This is a genomic window from Geothrix sp. (genome assembly GCF_030219325.1).
Lineage (GTDB): Bacteria > Acidobacteriota > Holophagae > Holophagales > Holophagaceae > Geothrix.
This window is the reverse complement of sequence record NZ_CP126625.1, coordinates 3029120-3045309: the sequence shown is the minus strand read 5'-3', so window position 1 is coordinate 3045309 and position 16190 is coordinate 3029120. Positions and strand designations below refer to the sequence as shown.

The 16190-nt window shown below is 69.3% G+C and carries 15 protein-coding genes; 11 read left to right on the top strand and 4 right to left on the bottom strand.

Annotation, left to right across the window (positions count from 1 at the left end; genetic code table 11):
* Positions 1–105: 105 nt before the first annotated feature.
* From QOZ81_RS13530 to QOZ81_RS13500, 7 genes are all read left to right on the top strand, one after another.
* Positions 106–948 (top strand): helix-turn-helix domain-containing protein, encoded by an 843-nt coding sequence (locus QOZ81_RS13530; protein WP_291205340.1) that lies wholly within the window; start codon positions 106–108, stop codon positions 946–948.
* Positions 949–1145: 197 nt separating this feature from the next.
* Complete coding sequence (locus tag QOZ81_RS13525; RefSeq protein WP_291205342.1) at positions 1146–2408, top strand: porin; 1263 nt, start codon at positions 1146–1148, stop codon at positions 2406–2408.
* A 22-nt stretch (positions 2409–2430) separates the two neighbouring features.
* Positions 2431–3969 (top strand): flavocytochrome c, encoded by a 1539-nt coding sequence (locus QOZ81_RS13520; protein ID WP_291205345.1) that lies wholly within the window; start codon positions 2431–2433, stop codon positions 3967–3969.
* Between the two features lie 2 nt (positions 3970–3971).
* A complete protein-coding gene (locus QOZ81_RS13515) occupies positions 3972–4379 on the top strand; it encodes a cytochrome c3 family protein (protein WP_291205348.1) in 408 nt (135 codons plus the stop codon).
* 57 nt (positions 4380–4436) lie between these two features.
* Positions 4437–4595 (top strand): twin-arginine translocase TatA/TatE family subunit, encoded by a 159-nt coding sequence (gene tatA, locus QOZ81_RS13510; RefSeq protein WP_291205351.1) that lies wholly within the window; start codon positions 4437–4439, stop codon positions 4593–4595.
* 87 nt (positions 4596–4682) lie between these two features.
* Positions 4683–5483: a twin-arginine translocase subunit TatC gene (gene tatC, locus QOZ81_RS13505; protein ID WP_291205354.1), complete on the top strand. Its 801-nt coding sequence runs from the start codon at positions 4683–4685 to the stop codon at positions 5481–5483.
* Between the two features lie 31 nt (positions 5484–5514).
* Complete coding sequence (locus QOZ81_RS13500) at positions 5515–7041, top strand: M28 family peptidase (protein WP_291207584.1); 1527 nt, start codon at positions 5515–5517, stop codon at positions 7039–7041.
* On the opposite strand, the gene QOZ81_RS13495 is transcribed toward QOZ81_RS13500, so the two are convergent.
* Together QOZ81_RS13495 and rsmH are read right to left on the bottom strand one after the other, a co-directional pair.
* A complete protein-coding gene (locus tag QOZ81_RS13495; RefSeq protein ID WP_291205357.1) occupies positions 7028–7909 on the bottom strand; it encodes a hypothetical protein in 882 nt (293 codons plus the stop codon). The two genes, QOZ81_RS13500 and QOZ81_RS13495, sit on opposite strands and share 14 nt — an antisense overlap.
* 23 nt (positions 7910–7932) lie before the next feature.
* Complete coding sequence (gene rsmH / locus QOZ81_RS13490; RefSeq protein WP_291205361.1) at positions 7933–8967, bottom strand: 16S rRNA (cytosine(1402)-N(4))-methyltransferase RsmH; 1035 nt, start codon at positions 8965–8967, stop codon at positions 7933–7935.
* A 190-nt stretch (positions 8968–9157) separates the two neighbouring features.
* Between rsmH and QOZ81_RS13485 the strand changes: the two genes are divergently transcribed.
* Entirely contained in the window at positions 9158–12274 is a 3117-nt protein-coding gene (locus tag QOZ81_RS13485; RefSeq protein WP_291205365.1) for a sensor histidine kinase, read from the top strand.
* A 15-nt stretch (positions 12275–12289) separates the two neighbouring features.
* Here the strand turns inward: QOZ81_RS13485 and QOZ81_RS13480 are convergent, their stop codons facing one another.
* Positions 12290–12898: a lysophospholipid acyltransferase family protein gene (locus tag QOZ81_RS13480; protein WP_291205368.1), complete on the bottom strand. Its 609-nt coding sequence runs from the start codon at positions 12896–12898 to the stop codon at positions 12290–12292.
* Between the two features lie 157 nt (positions 12899–13055).
* On the opposite strand from QOZ81_RS13480, the gene tsaA reads away from it, so the two are divergent.
* From tsaA to QOZ81_RS13465, 3 genes are all read left to right on the top strand, one after another.
* Complete coding sequence (gene tsaA / locus QOZ81_RS13475; RefSeq protein WP_291205371.1) at positions 13056–13583, top strand: tRNA (N6-threonylcarbamoyladenosine(37)-N6)-methyltransferase TrmO; 528 nt, start codon at positions 13056–13058, stop codon at positions 13581–13583.
* Positions 13584–13650: 67 nt separating this feature from the next.
* A complete protein-coding gene (locus QOZ81_RS13470; RefSeq protein WP_291205374.1) occupies positions 13651–14217 on the top strand; it encodes a hypothetical protein in 567 nt (188 codons plus the stop codon).
* A 22-nt stretch (positions 14218–14239) separates the two neighbouring features.
* On the top strand, positions 14240–15010 hold the full coding sequence (locus QOZ81_RS13465; RefSeq protein WP_291205377.1) for a class I SAM-dependent methyltransferase: 771 nt from the start codon (positions 14240–14242) through the stop codon (positions 15008–15010).
* On the opposite strand, the gene QOZ81_RS13460 is transcribed toward QOZ81_RS13465, so the two are convergent.
* A complete protein-coding gene (locus tag QOZ81_RS13460; RefSeq protein WP_291205382.1) occupies positions 15007–16170 on the bottom strand; it encodes a GGDEF domain-containing protein in 1164 nt (387 codons plus the stop codon). The two genes, QOZ81_RS13465 and QOZ81_RS13460, sit on opposite strands and share 4 nt — an antisense overlap.
* Positions 16171–16190 lie beyond the last annotated feature (20 nt).

The following is a 16190-nucleotide window of genomic DNA, read 5'->3' as shown; positions in this document are numbered from 1 at the left end:
ACGCCGGTGGCCTCCTTTTGGTTGAGTCCGAATGGGATCTTGCATTAGACAACCACATGGTCAAAAATGATCTCGATGGCATCTATGCCTTCAGAAAGCCCAGTGATGAAAACCGTCTTCACGGTCTGGCCCCTCGATGAGCGCACCAATCTGAGCTGGCGCATGGGGGAACCCGGGCTCCACAGCCACCCCTTCCACCAGGTCTTCTTCATCACGGAGGGCACGGGCACCCACTGGGTGGATGGCGAGGAGACCCGCATCCACGGGCCCTGGGTCATGCTGGTGGCCAAGGGGAAGAAGCACCTCTACCTGCCGGACATCCAGGCCGAGGGCTGGATGTTCGACTTCGGGGAGGACTTTCTGGACGCGGATGCCTCCTGGGTATTCTCGGATTTCCTGGCTTCGCCGAACCTGCCCCTCCCGAAGGACGAACTCTTCCAGCAGGCGACCGCCATGGCCCGGCTGCTGTGGGACCTCGGCAAGCTCAAGACCGATGAGACCCGGCCCGTGCTGCGCCACCTGCTGTCGGCCTTCCTCCACCTCCTCCAGTCGAGGATCCGTGAGCAGGCCTCGCACAACCAGGCGCACCGCACCTCGGACTTCAAGCTCTTCCAGGCCTTCCTGCACCAGCTGGACGCGAGCTTCGTCAAGGAACGGGAGGTGGAGTTCTATGCGCGGAAGCTGCGCTGCACGACCCGCCGGCTGGGCGCGGTCTGCAAGCTCATCCTGGGCAAGACCCCGCAGAGCCTCATCATGGAGCGCGGGATGCTCGAGGCCAAGCGGCTGCTGCTGCACACGGACCTGAGCATCCAGCAGATCGCCGCCGACCTCGGCTGCGAGGACCAGTCGAACTTCACCAAGGCCTTCCGGAAGGCCACGGGGGAGACGCCCTCGGGTTTCCGGAAGGCGCGGCTGCTGATCCAGCCCCTTGCGGGTGCCGCAGGCTGAGTCCGGGACCAGGGGTGGATTGAACCGGCCCCGGTACCCGGATCCGGGATTCACCAGAAATTGGCAGGCCCGTACCGGGAGAACCCAAAGGGTCGGGACTAAGCTTGCCCTTGCCTCGGGTTATTGAATACCCAGGAGTCATTAGTTCATCCCAACCATTGAAATGTTGCGAATAAGCAACACAGCGGAGGTCTGTCGTGAAATCGAAAACCCTTCTTTTCACCCTGGTCGGCGCGTGCGCGCTGCCGATGGGCCTGTCGGCGCAGGCGAGCGAAGTCCAGATCTACGGGACCTTCCTGCCCTTCCTGGACAACGTGAAGACCTCCGGCGCGACGGCGCCGGGCCTGAGCCCGGCCAATGGCGGGGCGACGCAGGTGCCGCTCGGGGCCTACACGGGCGACCTGGGCAACCTGCCGGCGCGCAACCGCATCACCTCGGGCACCTCGAACCTGGGCTTCAAGGGCAGCTACAAGGTGAACGATGATCTGAAGATCATCTGGCAGATCGAGAGCGCCATCAGCCCCGACGGCGACGCGCCCAACAGCCTCACCAGCCGCAACAGCTGCCTGGGCCTCGAAGGCAGCTGGGGCCGGGTGTTCTACGGGAACTGGGACACGCCCTACAAGTATCCCCTGCTGTTCGTGGGGGCCATGCGGGGCCTCAACCCCTTCGACAATGCCCTGACCGCCAATCCGGGCTTCAACGTGCCGGGCACCACCACCCAGAACGGCCGGGCCAATACCAAGGCCGACGCGGCCTTCAACCGGCGCCAGGGGAACAGCATCCAGTACTGGACCCCCACGGTGAACGGCTTCTCGGGCCGCATCGCCTACTCCGTCAACGAGGGCAAGACCACGGCCACCACGACGGTGCCGTCCGTGAGCCCGGAGCTTTGGTCCTTCCTGCTGAGCTACAAGGCCGGGGCCTTCAACCTCAGCTACGGCCATGAGCGCCACAGCGACTACTTCGGCCTGGCCCAGCTGGGCGGCTCCGCGGGGGCGACGGCGACGAACGCCTCCTCCAAGGACCTGGGCCACGAGCTGGTGGCGGCCTACGCGTTCAGCACGGGCACCAAGGTATCGGCGATCGTGGAGCGCCTGACCTACGACACGGACGACACGGTGGTGGGGAAGGTGAACCACTACGAGCGCGATGCCTGGTACCTGCTGGTGCAGCAGCGCTGGGGGGCGCACCAGGTGTTCGGGTCCTACGGCAAGGCGGCGGCGGGCAAGGTCACGGTGGTGGGCGGCGGTCCGGCGACGACCAATGGGCTGGGCGGCGCGCAGTGGAGCGTCGGCTACAGCTTCGGGTTGACGAAGACGGCGGACCTCTACACCTCGGTCTACGGGATGACCAACGAGCGCTCGGCCAGCTACGCGCTGTTCCCGCCCGTGGGCACCGGCGTCGCCCCCGGCGCCTCCACCACCGGCTTCGGCCTCGGCATCCTCTACACCTTCTGATTCCGGCCCAGGGAGACGCGACATGAGTGATGAAACGAAAGACATGAGCCGGCGCGGGTTCATCGGCGCCGGCGGCGCGGCCCTGCTGGGCGGCATGGTGCTCGGCACCCTTCCCCTCGAGGGCAAAGAAGCCGCAGGACCCGGAACCCTGCCCAAGCGGTGGGATGAGACCTATGACGTGGTGGTGGTGGGCACCGGTTTCGCCGGGCTTTCCGCGGCGATCGAAGCCCGCCTCGCGGGGGCCAGCGTCCTGGTGGTCGAGAAAATGCCCGTCTACGGCGGCAACTCGATCATCAACGGCGGCGATTTCGCCGCGGCGGGCAACAGCTTCCAGAAGGAGGCCGGCGTCCAGGATTCCGCAGAGCTGATGCTCAAGGACATGATGAAGGCGGGTTCGTACCTGAACCACCCCCCGCTGGCCCGCCTGGTGGCGGAGAAGTCCAACGAGGCGCTCGAGTGGTGCCGGACCTACATCGGCGCCCAGTTCACCCGCCTCAACTTCCATGGCGGCCACTCGGTGAAGCGCTCGGTGCAGACCTACAACCAGTCGGGATCCGGGCTCGTGAACCCGCTGCTGGCCAAGGCCAAGTCGCTGGGCGTGAAGGTGGTGCTCCGCACGAAGATGACCCGGCTCATCGCCGGCAGAGAGGGCCGCATCGTCGGGCTCGAAGTGCGGCATGGCTACAAGTGGCCCGATGAGGCCTCGGGCACGGCGAGCTTCATCAAGGCGCGTCGGAGCGTGGTCCTGGCGGCGGGGGGCTTCTCCCAGAACATGGCCCTGCGGCAGATCCACGATCCCCGCCTCACCCCGAAGTTCGAATCCACGAACCACCCCGGCGCCACCGGGGAGGCGATCCTGGCGGCCTGCAGTGCCGGCGCCATGGACGTCCAGATGGACTGGATCCAGCTGGGTCCCTGGACCAGCCCCGACGAGCCGGGCTTCGGCCACGGGCCCCAGGTCTGTGAGCGGATCGTCGGCTATGGCCTGATGGTGGACCCGGCCAACGGGAAGCGCTTCTTCAAGGAGACCGGCAACCGCAAGGAGCGGGCCGACGCCATCATCGCCATCGGCCACCCGGTCATCATCGTGGGCGACAGCTACGCCATCGGGAAGCAGGTGGTGCCCAAGGTGCTCGGCAAGGCCATGGAAGTGGGCGTGGTGAAGACGTTCAACACACTTGAGGCGCTGGCGGCCGAGTACAAGATGCCGGTGCAGCCCTTCCTCGATCAGGTGGCCCGCTGGAACGGCTTTGTCGAGAAGGCGAAGGACGAGGACTTCGACTGCAAGCTCTTCCCCGACTCCAAGCCTACGGTCGCCGGGCCCTTCTACGCCATGCGCCTCTGGCCGCGGGTCCACCACACCATGGGCGGCCTGGTCGTCAACGCCGAGGCCCAGGTCATCGGCTTCGACATGAAGCCCATCAAGGGGCTCTACGCCGCGGGCGAGATCACCGGCGGCGTCCATGGCGCGGTCCGCCTGGGCAGCGTGGCCATGGCCGACTGCGTGGTCAACGGGCGCATCGCCGGCAAGAACGCCGGTGGCGAGAAGGCGTGGAGTTGACCATGCATCCCATCCACCTGAACGAGAGGATCTCCTCCATGTCGAACCCCTTCCTGAAGCGCCTCGCAACCGCCGCCCGCCTGCTGCTCTTCGCGGCCCTGATCCCGCTCAGCCAAGCCGCCACGCAGGCTCCCACCATGACCGCCGATCTGCACAAGGCCAAGGGCGTCACCTGCGTGGACTGCCACGGAACGGCGAAGAAGAAGACCTTCGTGGCCGCCGAGCGCTGCCTGGGCTGCCACGGATCTCCCGCCGACCTGGTCAAGAAGACGGCCCACGTGAAGCCCGAGAATCCCCATGATGCCCCGCACTGGGGGCCGCAGATGGAATGCAACGTCTGCCACCGCCAGCACGAGAAGACCGTGAACTGGTGCAACCACTGCCATGCCTATGGCTTCAAGGTGCCCTGAGTCCTCTCGCACCTGATCGATCCACCGAACCACTTGCAAGCACCTCTGGAGCACACCATGGGCAACCTGGGAATGATGGAAATTCTGCTGATCGGCATCGCCTTGCTGATCTTCTTCGGCCCCTCGCGCCTGCCGGAACTGGGCAAGAGCCTGGGGAAGAGCATTCAGGAGTTCAAGAAGGCCAGCAAGGAACTGACCGATACCGTCAAGGAATGAGGCAGGGCCGGTCCGGCCCGCGCGTCTCCCATTGAACCACCCCGCCCGGCCTCCCTCGGGGGGCCGGGCGCTTTCCTGAATGCAGCCATGCCGACACCGCCTCCACCCCCCGGGAAGATGAGCTTCTGGGAGCACCTGCAGGAGCTGCGGGTGCGCATCGTGCGCTCCCTGCTCATCGTGGCGGGCGCCTTCGCCTTCACGTACGGCTTCCCGTTCGGCTACCGGGACATCCCCCCCCTCCGCTTCAAGCTCTGGGCCTGGGCCCAGAAGCCCTTCATGGAGGCCATGGCGGCCCAGACCCACAAGCCCATCTCGGAGCTGCAACCCTTCGCCTTCACGGATCTCACCGAACCGTTCTTCAGCATGATGCGGCTCTCGCTGTGGGCGGCCGCCTTCGTTGCGGCACCCTTCCTGTTCTACCAGCTATGGGCCTTCATCCGGCCCGGCCTGCTGCCCAAGGAACGCCGCCTCGTCATCCCCTTCGTGGTGGTGACTTCAGGCTGTTTCCTCCTTGGCTCCGCCTTCGCCTACACCCAGGCCTTCAAGTTCCTGGGCGACATCCTCTTCCAGGAAGCCGCCGCCGCAGGCCTGCGGGCGAACCTGCACGCCTCGGACTACCTCGACCTGTTCATCTCGACCACCCTCATCACCGGCATCATGTTCGAGCTGCCGGTGCTGTTCTTCTTCCTGGCCCGGTTCCGCATCGTGACCGCCCGGTGGATGCTGAAGTACTGGCGCCACGCCACCATGGTCATCCTGATCTTCAGCGCCTTCTTCACGCCCGGCGACGTGGTGGTCACCACCATCTTCTTCAGCGTCGTGCTCCTCGGCCTCTACTTCATCTCCGTCGCCGTCGCCTGGCTCGCCGAACCCCGCCAGCCCCGGTAAGGTGGGACCCATGGAGGCCGCCGTGCGACTCATGCTGTGTGCTGCTCTGGCCTGTGGTTCCCTGGTGGCCCAGGGACCGAAGGTGGACGAAGCGGCCCTGAGGGCCCACCTCGCCTTCCTGGCCGATGACGTGCTGGAAGGCCGCGGCACGGGCCAGCGGGGCGGGGAACTGGCCGTGCGGTACCTGGAGACCCAACTGCAGGTCCTGGGCCTCCAGCCCGTCCATGGGACCAGCTACCGGCAGACGGTCCGGCTGTCCGGCCTGCGGCTGGATGCGACCGCCAGCAGTCTTCGTTTCGAGGGGCCGAAGGAGGCGCTGGCGCCGGCCCTGGGCGCGGACCTGGTGATGGGCGCGGCAGCCGCGGAAACCACCCTGGCCGTGGATGCGCCCCTGGTGTTCGTGGGGCACGGCATCACGGCCGCCGATGGCAGCCGGGACGACTACAAGGGGCTGGATGTCCGGAACCGCATCCTCGTCATGCTGGTGGGCGATCGCAAGGGCGGGCCGCCCATGCCCCTCTGCTGCGAGCCGGAGAACCTCTACGGCCGGTGGACGTACAAGTTCGAGGAGGCCCGTCGCCGTGGGGCCGGGGGCGTCCTGCTGGTGCACACGGACGCCTCCGCCGGCTACGGCTGGGCCGTGGTACGGAACGGGTGGGTCCAGGAGCGCTTCCAGCGGGAGGGCTCCGGCCAGGCCGGCGCGATGCAGGGCTGGATCACCGAGGCCATGGCCACCCGTCTCTTCGCCCTGGCGGGTCAGGATTACCGCGCGCTGGCTGTCGGGGCGGATGCGGCCTCCTTCCGCCCGGTGGTGCTGCCCATCCAGGCCAGGGGCCGGCTGACGACCTCCGTGCGGCGGCTGGAACAGTGGAACGTGGCGGGCATCCTGCCAGGCACCGACCCCGCGCTGAAGAAGGAACTGGTCATCTACTCGGCCCACTGGGACCACTTCGGCAAGGGCGCGGATGGCGCCATCTACTCGGGGGCCGTGGACAATGCCAGCGGTTGCGCCGCCGTGCTGGCCCTGGCCCAGGCCCTGGTGCACCAGCCCCTGAAACGCAGCGTGATGGTCTTCTTCCCCTGCGCCGAGGAGCAGGGTCTGCTGGGTTCCTCGGCCTACGTGGCCGCCCCGCTCTGGCCCCTGGCCCGCACGGTGCTGAACATCAACCTCGAGAGCCTGAACGTGATCGGCCCCACCCGGGACATCGGCCTGTTGGGTTCGAACGATCCGAAGCTGCGGGCCCTCTGCGCCCGGGCCGCGGCGGCGGCGGACCTGGTCATCACGCCGGCCAAGGCGGATCCCGCGGGCCTCTGTTTCCGCTCGGACCACTTCCCCTTCATGAAGGCGGGCGTACCGGCCCTGTCACCGGGCTTCTCGCTGGATGGCGGCTGGGACTACCTGGGCGACAAGGCCGCGGCCCAGGCCAAGGCGGCGGACTTCCTCAACCACTACCACCGGCCCACGGACCGCTACGATCCCGCCTGGAATCTGGCGGGGCTCATGCAGCAGGTGCGCTTCGCGCTGGAGCTGGGCCGACTGGCGGCTAACGCCCGGTGACCACGGCGTCCTTCGCGTCACCGCCGGTCTTCACTTTGCTGTAGTCCAGCTGGCTGCCCCGCATGCTGTGGGGGATGAGGTAGACCGCGGCCATGGCCACGGTGGCGGCCAGCACCGCCCCGCGGCTCCAGCCTTCGCGGCTGCGGGGCCGGGGCCCCGCGACGATGGCCGCGAGCACCCACACACCCCACATGAGCAGGGTCTTGTTGTCCGTCAGGTCGTAGCCCCAGGGGAAGCCGGTCCAGTAGTGGCCGAAGGCGGCCTTCTGCACGAAGGGCCCGAGCACCAGGCCACCCAGGGTCATGCAGCCCAGGGTGATCCACAGGAGGCGGCGGGGCGCGGTGGCGCCGAACAGCGCCCCCAGGCCCGTCCGCAGGCCGAGCAGCACGGCGATGAACATCATGGAGACATGGGGCAGCAGCACCGCCAGCGCCACCGGGCCCTTGTAGCGCAGCACCACGGGACCGCCCTGGGGCAGCCGCACCGCGCCGGGGCCCTCGCCCAGCTCCACGGTGTACTCCAGCTTGCCCGCCGGGGGCTGCTTCGGCAGGTATCCGGCCAGCTCGACCTGGCCGTCCTTCTGCTCGCGGAGCATGGGCTGGCGCGACCAGGCCTCCTGCAGGGGGAAGCGCCGCCACACCAGGGTGCCGGGCACGCCCGGATCCGGCAGGGCCACGCGGGCATCGCGCACCGTCTCCTCGCTGCGGATGAGCTTGTAGATGGTGGTCGTCCCGCCAATCGTCACCGTGCCGCGCAGCGGGTGGGTGGGGCCCGTGCGGCGCTGGTAGACCACCGTGGCGGCCATGAGCAGCACGGCCAGGACCCAGAGGATCGTCGTGCGGAGCGGGGAGGACGGAGCGGTGACCATATCCGACCACCCTATCGCAAGCCTCATGGCCTTGGAAGGCGCGCCCAGCGCAACTTCGCGCTGGTGGATCGGGGATTGGACCGCCGCTCCTCCGCCGAGGCCCGCTGGGGCTCGGCGGCCACCTCGGCGTAGAGGCCCTCGCGCAGGCCCTGCTGGAAGGCCTTCTTCACGCGGCGGTCCTCGCCGGAGTGGAAGGTGAGGATGGCCACGCGGCCGCCGGGGTTCAGGACGCCCGGCAGCAGGGACAGGAACTGGTCCAGCACCGTGAGCTCGTCGTTCACGGCGATGCGCAGGGCCTGGAAGGTGCGCTGGAGGGCGCGCTTCACGTCATCGTCGTCCAGCCGCTCGGCGCGCAGCGCCGAGCGCACATGCTCTGCGAGGTCGCGGGTGGTGCGGATGGTCTGGCCGTGAACCTCCCTGGCGATGGCCGTGGCGTGGGGCTCGTCCGAGTTCTCCACGAGCAGGTCCGCCAGGGCCTGCTCGTCCAGCGAGGCCAGCAGCTCGGCCGCGGACCGGCCGCGCTGGGGATTCAGCCGCAGATCCAGGGGGCCTTCCGCCTTCCAGGTGAAGCCCCGGGCCGGGTTGTCGATCTGCATGGAGGAGACGCCGAGGTCGGCCAGCACCAGGTCGAAGCCGCCGGACTCGGCCCTGAGGCGCGGCAGCCCCGCGAAGTTCATGCGGCGCACTGTGAACACCTCCTCGCCGAAGCCCAGGTCCCGCAGCCGGGCTTCCGTGCGGGGCAGCTCCAGGGGATCCACGTCCACCCCGAAGAGCCGGCCCCCGGGCAGCAGGCGCGGCAGCAGCTCCCGCGTGTGGCCGCCGTAGCCCAGGGTGGCATCCAGGGCCACCTCGCCCGGCTTCGGGTCCAGCATTGCGAGGATCTCGTCCACCATGATCGAGCGGTGGGTGCCGGCCGGCGTATGGCCCCGGGCCATGACCTTCTCCAGCTCCGCTGCGTGCTGCTCCGGGGAGAGCTCCTTGTACTTCTCCGCGAAGCGCCGGGGGTGCGTGCCCTTGTAGCGGGGCCGGCGGGTGCGGGGGGGATCGTCGGGACACATATCCGAATCGTAGGGGCTCCCGGGCACGGCGTGGCATCTGGCGTGCGCGGTCCGGACCTGGATCCGGGCCATCCGGCCCCGATTAAACAGGCACGGAGGAAAACCCGAACAGGCGGTAGGGATGGTCCACCGGGGATCATTCGATCGCGCCCAAGACCGACCTCAAGCGTTTCAGATTCCACCGGACCCCATGACCTGGCCCACCCTTCCCCTGCCTCGCCTCCTGCGGAGCCTGCTGCTCGGCGCGCTCATGCCCATGGTCGCCGCCGGCGGGCAGGAACCGGGGCGATTTCCGGGCCGGACCTTCGGGTTCCCGGAGGGGCTCACCAACACCTCGGTCATCGCCCTGGTCCAGGGGACAGACGGCCTGATCTACGCGGGAACGGAAGGGGGGCTCTTCCGCTTCGACGGACGGCGATTCGAGCTCCTCGACCTGCCCGCAGACCACCGGTTCATCACGACCCTCCTGGCGGGGCCGGACGGCCGGCTCTGGGTGGGTACGCGGAACGGCCTCGGATGGCTGGATGCCACCTGGGCCTTCCACGCGGAGGGTGGCCCGCTCTCGCAGCGGATCCACCACCTTGGCTTCGACGCCCGGGGCGATCTGTGGATCCACGCCGGGGCCCAGCTGCTCGTGCATTCCGGGGGGGCATTCTCACCGGCGCCGGCCCGCCCCGGCGCTCCAGACCTCATCCAGGTCTTCGCGGATCCCTCCGCGTCCGGTGTGAAGGTGCTCGGCAAGCAGGGGATCTGGACCCTGGATCCTTCCCGGCGCACCTGGGCCCTGGAACGGATGCCGTCGACAGCGGGCGACGTGCCCCTGGCCTTCGGGTGGGATGGCGCGGGTTTCACCTGGGTGCGCACCCGGTCGAGCTTCTGGCGCAAGGCACCGGGCCGGGGGCCCTGGGCACGCCTCGGCAGTCCCTTCTCCGAGCCGATCCCGGACCACTTCGGCATCGCCCGGGACCGGGCCGGATGGCTCTGGATCAACACGGCCCGGGGGCTGGTGAGGTGCCGGGGTGCCGAGGCGCGCCCGGTGGCCACGGGCCCCAAGGGCTATGTGCCCGTGACCGGCATGCTCGATGGGGAGGGCTCCCCCTGGGTGGCTTCCCTGGGCGTGACCCAGGTGCTCGGTCGCGCCCTCTGGACCGTCCACGACGGGGACGAGGGATTGCCCAGCAACGTGGTCTGGACCAGCGTCCGGGACCGGCAGGGGCGCCTGTGGGCCGCCACGGACGGGGGGCTCGCGGTTCTCGGGCCGGCAGGCTGGAAGGTGGTGGCCAGGGGCCAGTTCTCGCGGGTGCGTCTCCACCCGGACGGCACCCTTCTCGCCGTCGGCAGTCCGGGCGGCACCCTCTACACCATCGATCCGGGCTCCCTGAAGGTGCAGGGCCACGTGGCGGCCTGCATGGAGCCCTCCCCCGTCTCCCGGGGGCTGGGGGTGGAGGCGGACGGCACGGTCTGGATCTCCGACTACCAGCACCGCTTCGCGCGGGGGGTGAAGCGGTCCGGGGTCTGGGTCTGGGAGCCCGGAACCCTGGATGGGAAGCCGCCGGAAGGGATCTTCGAAGTGGTGCAGGACAGCACCGGCGCCGTCTACCTGCCCGCGAGATCCACCGTGTACCTGAGGTCCGGAGGGACCTGGGAATCCCTGGGCGCGACCCTGCCCTACACACCCCTGGGCGCCCAGCGCACCGCGACCGGGGAGGTCTGGGTGGCCTACCTGGATCGCCCGGTCCTCACCCGCCATCGCCGCGAGGGGGGGACCTGGAAGCAGGTGGATGAGTGGTGGCCTTTCCAGGACAAGGTGCAGCTCCTGGTCTTCTCCCTGGCGGCCACGCCCTCGGGACAGCTCTGGGTGGGCACCAGCCAGGGGCTGGGTCGCCTGGATCCAGGCACCCGCAGGCTGGACGCCTGGTTCGCCCCAGGCGAGGGCATCCCGGGCGCGGACGCCACCACCCAGGGACTCTTCCTGGAGCCGAACGGGGACCTCTGGTTCAGCACCTCCTCGGGGCTGGGGCGGTACCGCTCCGCCGAGGAGACGTCGGCGCCTCCCCTGCCGCTCCCGCTCCTGCTCGGCTGGAGCGTCCACGGCAAGCCGCTCCGGCTCGGTGATCCAGAACCCCGCCTCGGACCCGGGGCCGATCTGGAGGCGCGGTTCGCCATCCCGTCCTCGCTTTCGGCCAGCTCACTGGATCTCGAAGTGCGCCTGTCCGGCGTGGACCGGGGCTGGGTGCGGCTCGACAGCAACCACCTGAGATACGGCGCGCTCCCCGAGGGGAGCTACCACCTGGAGGTCCGCCTCCGGCGCGACGGGACGCCTCCTGGACCGGCCAGGACCCTGGCCTTCCGGGTGCTCCCCCGGTGGTTCGAGACCTGGTGGGCCATGCTCCTCTTCCTGCTCGGCGCCTCTGGGGCGGTCTATGGGGCGGTCCTCCTCCGGTACCGTTCCCTCCGCCGGCAGAACCGCCTTCTGCAGGAGACCGTCGCCGCCCGGACCCACGACCTGCGCGAGACCAACGAGAACCTGACGCAGGCCAACCAGCTCAAGAGCCGCTTCCTCGCCACCACCGCCCATGACCTCAAGAATCCCCTCACAGGGATCCTCCTGCACGCCCAGATGATCCGGGAGGAGGCTGGTGAGTCGCACCCGGCCATTGAAGCGCGGACCCAGAAGCTGGAGGACATCGGCCAGAAGATGCTCCTGATCATCAACGGCCTGCTGGATACGGCCGCCCAGGAGGCCAGGGACGTGACCCTGCGTCTGGTGGAGTCCAACATCCCCAGCCTGGTCCACCAGGTGGTGGCGGCCAACCTCGAGTACGCCTCCAGCAAGAGCATCAGGCTCACCTACCGGGAGATGCTGGCCGGCGAATGCTGGGGCTTCGTGGACGAGGTGCACTTCAAGCGGGCCGTGGACAACCTCGTGAACAACGCCATCAAGTACTCGCCCCACGGGAAGGAGGTCCTCGTGATGGTCACCCCGCGGGTGGTGGAGGGCCAGACCCGGGTCGAGATCCTGGTGAGCGACGAGGGACCAGGCCTGTCCCCCGAGGACAAGGCCCAGGCCTTCGGGCTCTTCCAGCGGCTCTCCGCGAAGCCCACGGGCGGCGAGTACAGCACGGGCCTGGGCCTGTCCATCGTCAAGCAGATGGTGGAACTCCACGGGGGCCGGGTCTGGATCGAGAGCGAACCCGGCCGCGGCGCCACCTTTGGAGTCGAGATCCCCCTCCGGACCGGGCCGCACATGGTTCATGGAACGCCGCCCCCGCCGATCCGGCAACCTGGAGAGGACTGGTCCGTCTGAGTGCCCCGCGCGGCCTCAGGCGTCCAGCCGGAGCTCGCCCAGGGCCTTCATGACCTGGTCGGCGCAGGCCTGGTAGCGTTCCCGGCCCGCCAGTTCCGGTGGGACGGCCGAGAAATCCACCGGCGGGCCGGGGACGATGGTGATGCGGCCCGGCCGCGGCCAGCTGGAGCCCCGGGGGAAACACTCGAAGGCCCCGAAGATCCGCACGGGGACCACGGGCACGTCGCACTTGGCGATGATGAAGCCGATGCCGGCCTCCGCCGCCTGGATCTCCCCGTCGGTGGACCGGGTGCCTTCTGGGAAGATCAGCACCCGGTGGCCCTCCTTGAGCAGGCTCAGGATGCGCTTCATGCTGGCGAGGTCGCCCTTGCCGCGATCCACGGGCAGCACCTGGATGCGGGGCAGCAGCCAGCCGAGAAAGCCCTTGAAGAGGGACTTGCGGGCGAGGTAGAAGATGGGCTTCCGGAAGGAGATCCCCACCACCACCGGATCGAGGTAGCTCACGTGGTTGGCCACGATGAGGGCTCCGCCGGATTCGGGAATCCGCTCGCGGTGCAGGGTGCGGTGCCGGAACAAGAGGCGGCCGACGATGCGCGATCCGGTGTGGGCAATCCGATAGATCATGGGCAGGCCGTCAGGAGAATCATCCGGGAGTGGGCGGGCGGTCTTCGTACACCGTCCTGGTGATGCTCCTATCCATGGCCCTCCGCGTCCAGCCCAAGTCAATGGCGACACCAGGATCAATGGGCCCGGGCTCCCCCGGGGGCGCTACGCTTCACCCATGGATGCCCCCGCCTTCACCTACCGCCCCATCGGTTTCGTGCGCACGCCCTACGCGAAGCGCATCGACGCGCCCCACCAGCCCACGGTGGTGGAGGGCACCGAATCGGGCGCCCCGGCCGAGGCCACCCTCGAGCTCGACGCCGCCCTGCCCGAGACCGTGCTGCGCGACCTGGCGGGCTTCGAGCGCATCTGGCTCATCTTCGCCTTCCACCTCAGCGAGGGCTGGGCGCCCCTGGTGCAGCCGCCTCGGGGGCCGAAGGGCAAGCGGGGCGTGCTGGCCACGCGCTCGCCCCACCGGCCCAACGCCCTCGGCCTCTCGGCGGTGGAGCTGGTGGGCGTCGAGGGGCGGACCCTGCGCCTGCGGGGCGTGGACCTGCTGGACGGCACGCCGGTGCTGGATCTGAAGCCCTACGTGCCCTACGCGGACGCCTTCCCCGGGGCCCGGGCGGGCTGGATCGACGCGGTGGACGCCGCCACCGGCGCCCACTCCGCGCCGGGACCCAGGAAGCCCCGCCGAAACCCTTGACCGGCCCCGGCCGCGAGTCCACCCTACGGACGCCCCCCCAACCGCCGTTCTGACACCAGGAGCCGCCATGCCCCATGTCTCCCTCGCCCAGCTCTGGATCCCCATCCTGCTGTCGGCCGTCTGCGTTTTCGTCGCCAGCAGCCTCGTCCACATGGTGCTGAAGTGGCACGCCTCGGACTACAAGGCCCTGGCCAACGAGGATGACGTGCGCGCCGCGATCCGCAAGGAGGCGCCCGCCCCCGGCCAGTATGTGCTGCCCCACTGCTCGGACCACAAGGACATGGGCAAGCCCGAGATGCTGGCGAAGTACCAGGAGGGCCCCGTGGCCATGCTGGTGGTGATGCCCAATGGCGCCCCCGCCATGGGCGCGGCCCTGGGCAAGTGGTTCGCCTTCACCGTCCTGGTGGCCGTCACGGCGGCCTACCTGGCCGGCCGGACCCTTGGCTTCGGCACCCACTACCTGCAGGTGTTCCGCGTCGTGGGCGCCGTGTCCTTCGTGGCCTACGGCTTCGGCAGCATCACCATGGCCATCTGGATGGGCAAGCCCTGGAGCAGCGTGGCCAAGGACCTGGCGGATGCCCTGATCTACGGCCTGCTCAGCGCGGGGATCTTCGGGTGGCTGTGGCCCCGCTGAGCCCGGGGGCTACACTCGCTCCATGAGTGGATCTGAGCCCGACGCCTACGGACGCCTCGCCTACCGCGGTCTCATCGCCTGGCCCGAACGCCTCCAGCGCGAAGCCCCCCTCCTCCAGCGGGTGCTGGCGGGAGCGCCTTCGCCCCGGGTCCTCGACCTCGGCTGCGGCAGTGGCGAGCACACCAGGCTCCTGACCGCGCTCGGCTTCGAGGTCACCGGCGTGGATGCCTCGGCCTCCCAGCTGGAGGCCGCCCGCGAGGCCGATCCCCGCGGCAGGTATGTCCAGGCCAGCCTCGCGGAACTGGGGGAGGCCCTCCAGGCAAGCCAGGGCGCTGCGATCTGCGTGGGCAACACGCTGCCCCACCTCTGCGAGGAGGCCGAGGTGCGGGCCTTCTTCTCGGGCCTGGCTGGCCGCCTCGCGCCCGGCGCGCCCCTCCTACTCCAGCTGCTCAACTACGACCGCATCCTCGCCCGCGGTGAGCGCACCTTCCCGGTGGTCCTGCGCCCCGGCGAGGGGGAGGGCGGGGACACCGTCTTCCTGCGCCTCATGACCCACCATGGCAATGGCCGCCTCACCTTCACGCCGGCCCACCTGCGCTACCGGCCGGGGACCGCCACGCCCCTCGAGCTGGTGGCCGCCCACGACGTGGCGCTCCGGGGCTGGCGCCGGGCTGAGATCGAGGCCCTCCTTCGGGCGGCGGGGTTCACCGTGAGCGAGACGCTGGGCACCATGACCGGCGAGGCCTGGAGTCCCACCTCATCCGACCTGGTGATCCTGGCCCGGCGGGGTTAGGGTTCCAGGGGCCAGCGCCGGGTGGTCGCGGCCTGGATCAGCTTCTTGACGGTATCGACCCCTGGCCCCAACTCGGCGACCCCCCCGCTGACGGCCCCCTTCCAGACGCTGTCCCCGACCCGCACTTCCAGTCCGGGCAGGGCGGCCCGGACGCGATCGAGGAGCTTGACCACCTCCGCGTGGCTGGTCAGGGGGCAGATGACGAGGAACTCCTCCACCCCGACGTGGCAGACCACGTCATGGTGGCGGAAGGCCATGCGCAACAGGACGCCCAGGGACATGATGATCTCGTCGCCGGCGGCGTGCCCGTGGTCCTCGTTGACGGCCTTGAAGCCCTCCGCCGCGAAGATCGCCACGCTCAGGGGATGGCCGAAGTGCCGGGCGGAGGCGATCTCGGAGGTGAGGCGGTTCATGGCGTACTGCAGGTTGGGAAGGCCGGTGAGCCGATCGATCATGGCGTAGCCTTCCAGCTGCCGGTTGGCCTCCTCCAGTTCCTGGCTCAGCCGCCGGGTCTCCTGCTGCTCGGCCTCCAGGCGCTTCACGGTGCCGGACAACCGCTCATTGACCAGGGACAGCTCCTGGGTCCGCCGGAACACCCGGTTTTCCAGCGAGTCGTTCAGCTCCGCCAGCTGCCGGCTGCGTTCTGAGACCAGCATGATCAGCCCGCCGAGGGAGCGGAGCAGGATGCCCGTGGCCCCGTCCAGGGCGCGCTCCTCCGCCGCAAAGGCCTCGGCAGGGCTGCGGCCCGCACTCATGACGGCGATCTGGCGGGCCATGGCCTGATCCGAGCCCAGGATGTGCGCGGCCAGCCAGTGGACGAGGAACTCCAGCAAGTGCCGGGGCGCCTCAGACTGGCCCGAAGCCACTTCCGCCCGCATCCGGGCCAGGTCCAGGAAGAAGTCCGCATGCTCCCGGACATGGTGGGCGACGTGCCGAGGATCTACCCCCAGCTCGTCCATGAACATCTGCTCTTCGCTGAAGTGGTACTTCGCGTACTGCGTCAGCTCCTCGCAGACCCTGGCTAGCGCCCTCGGGTCCTCAATGTCGCCCGCCTCCAGGAGGCCGCTGAAGCGGTTGATGAGGTCCACCAGCGCGTGGTGCTGCTCGTCCACCTGGTCGAGGCCGGTCAGGAAGCTCTTGTCCCATGGAAAGGCGCTCATGGTTCTGGTCCGGACGAGGA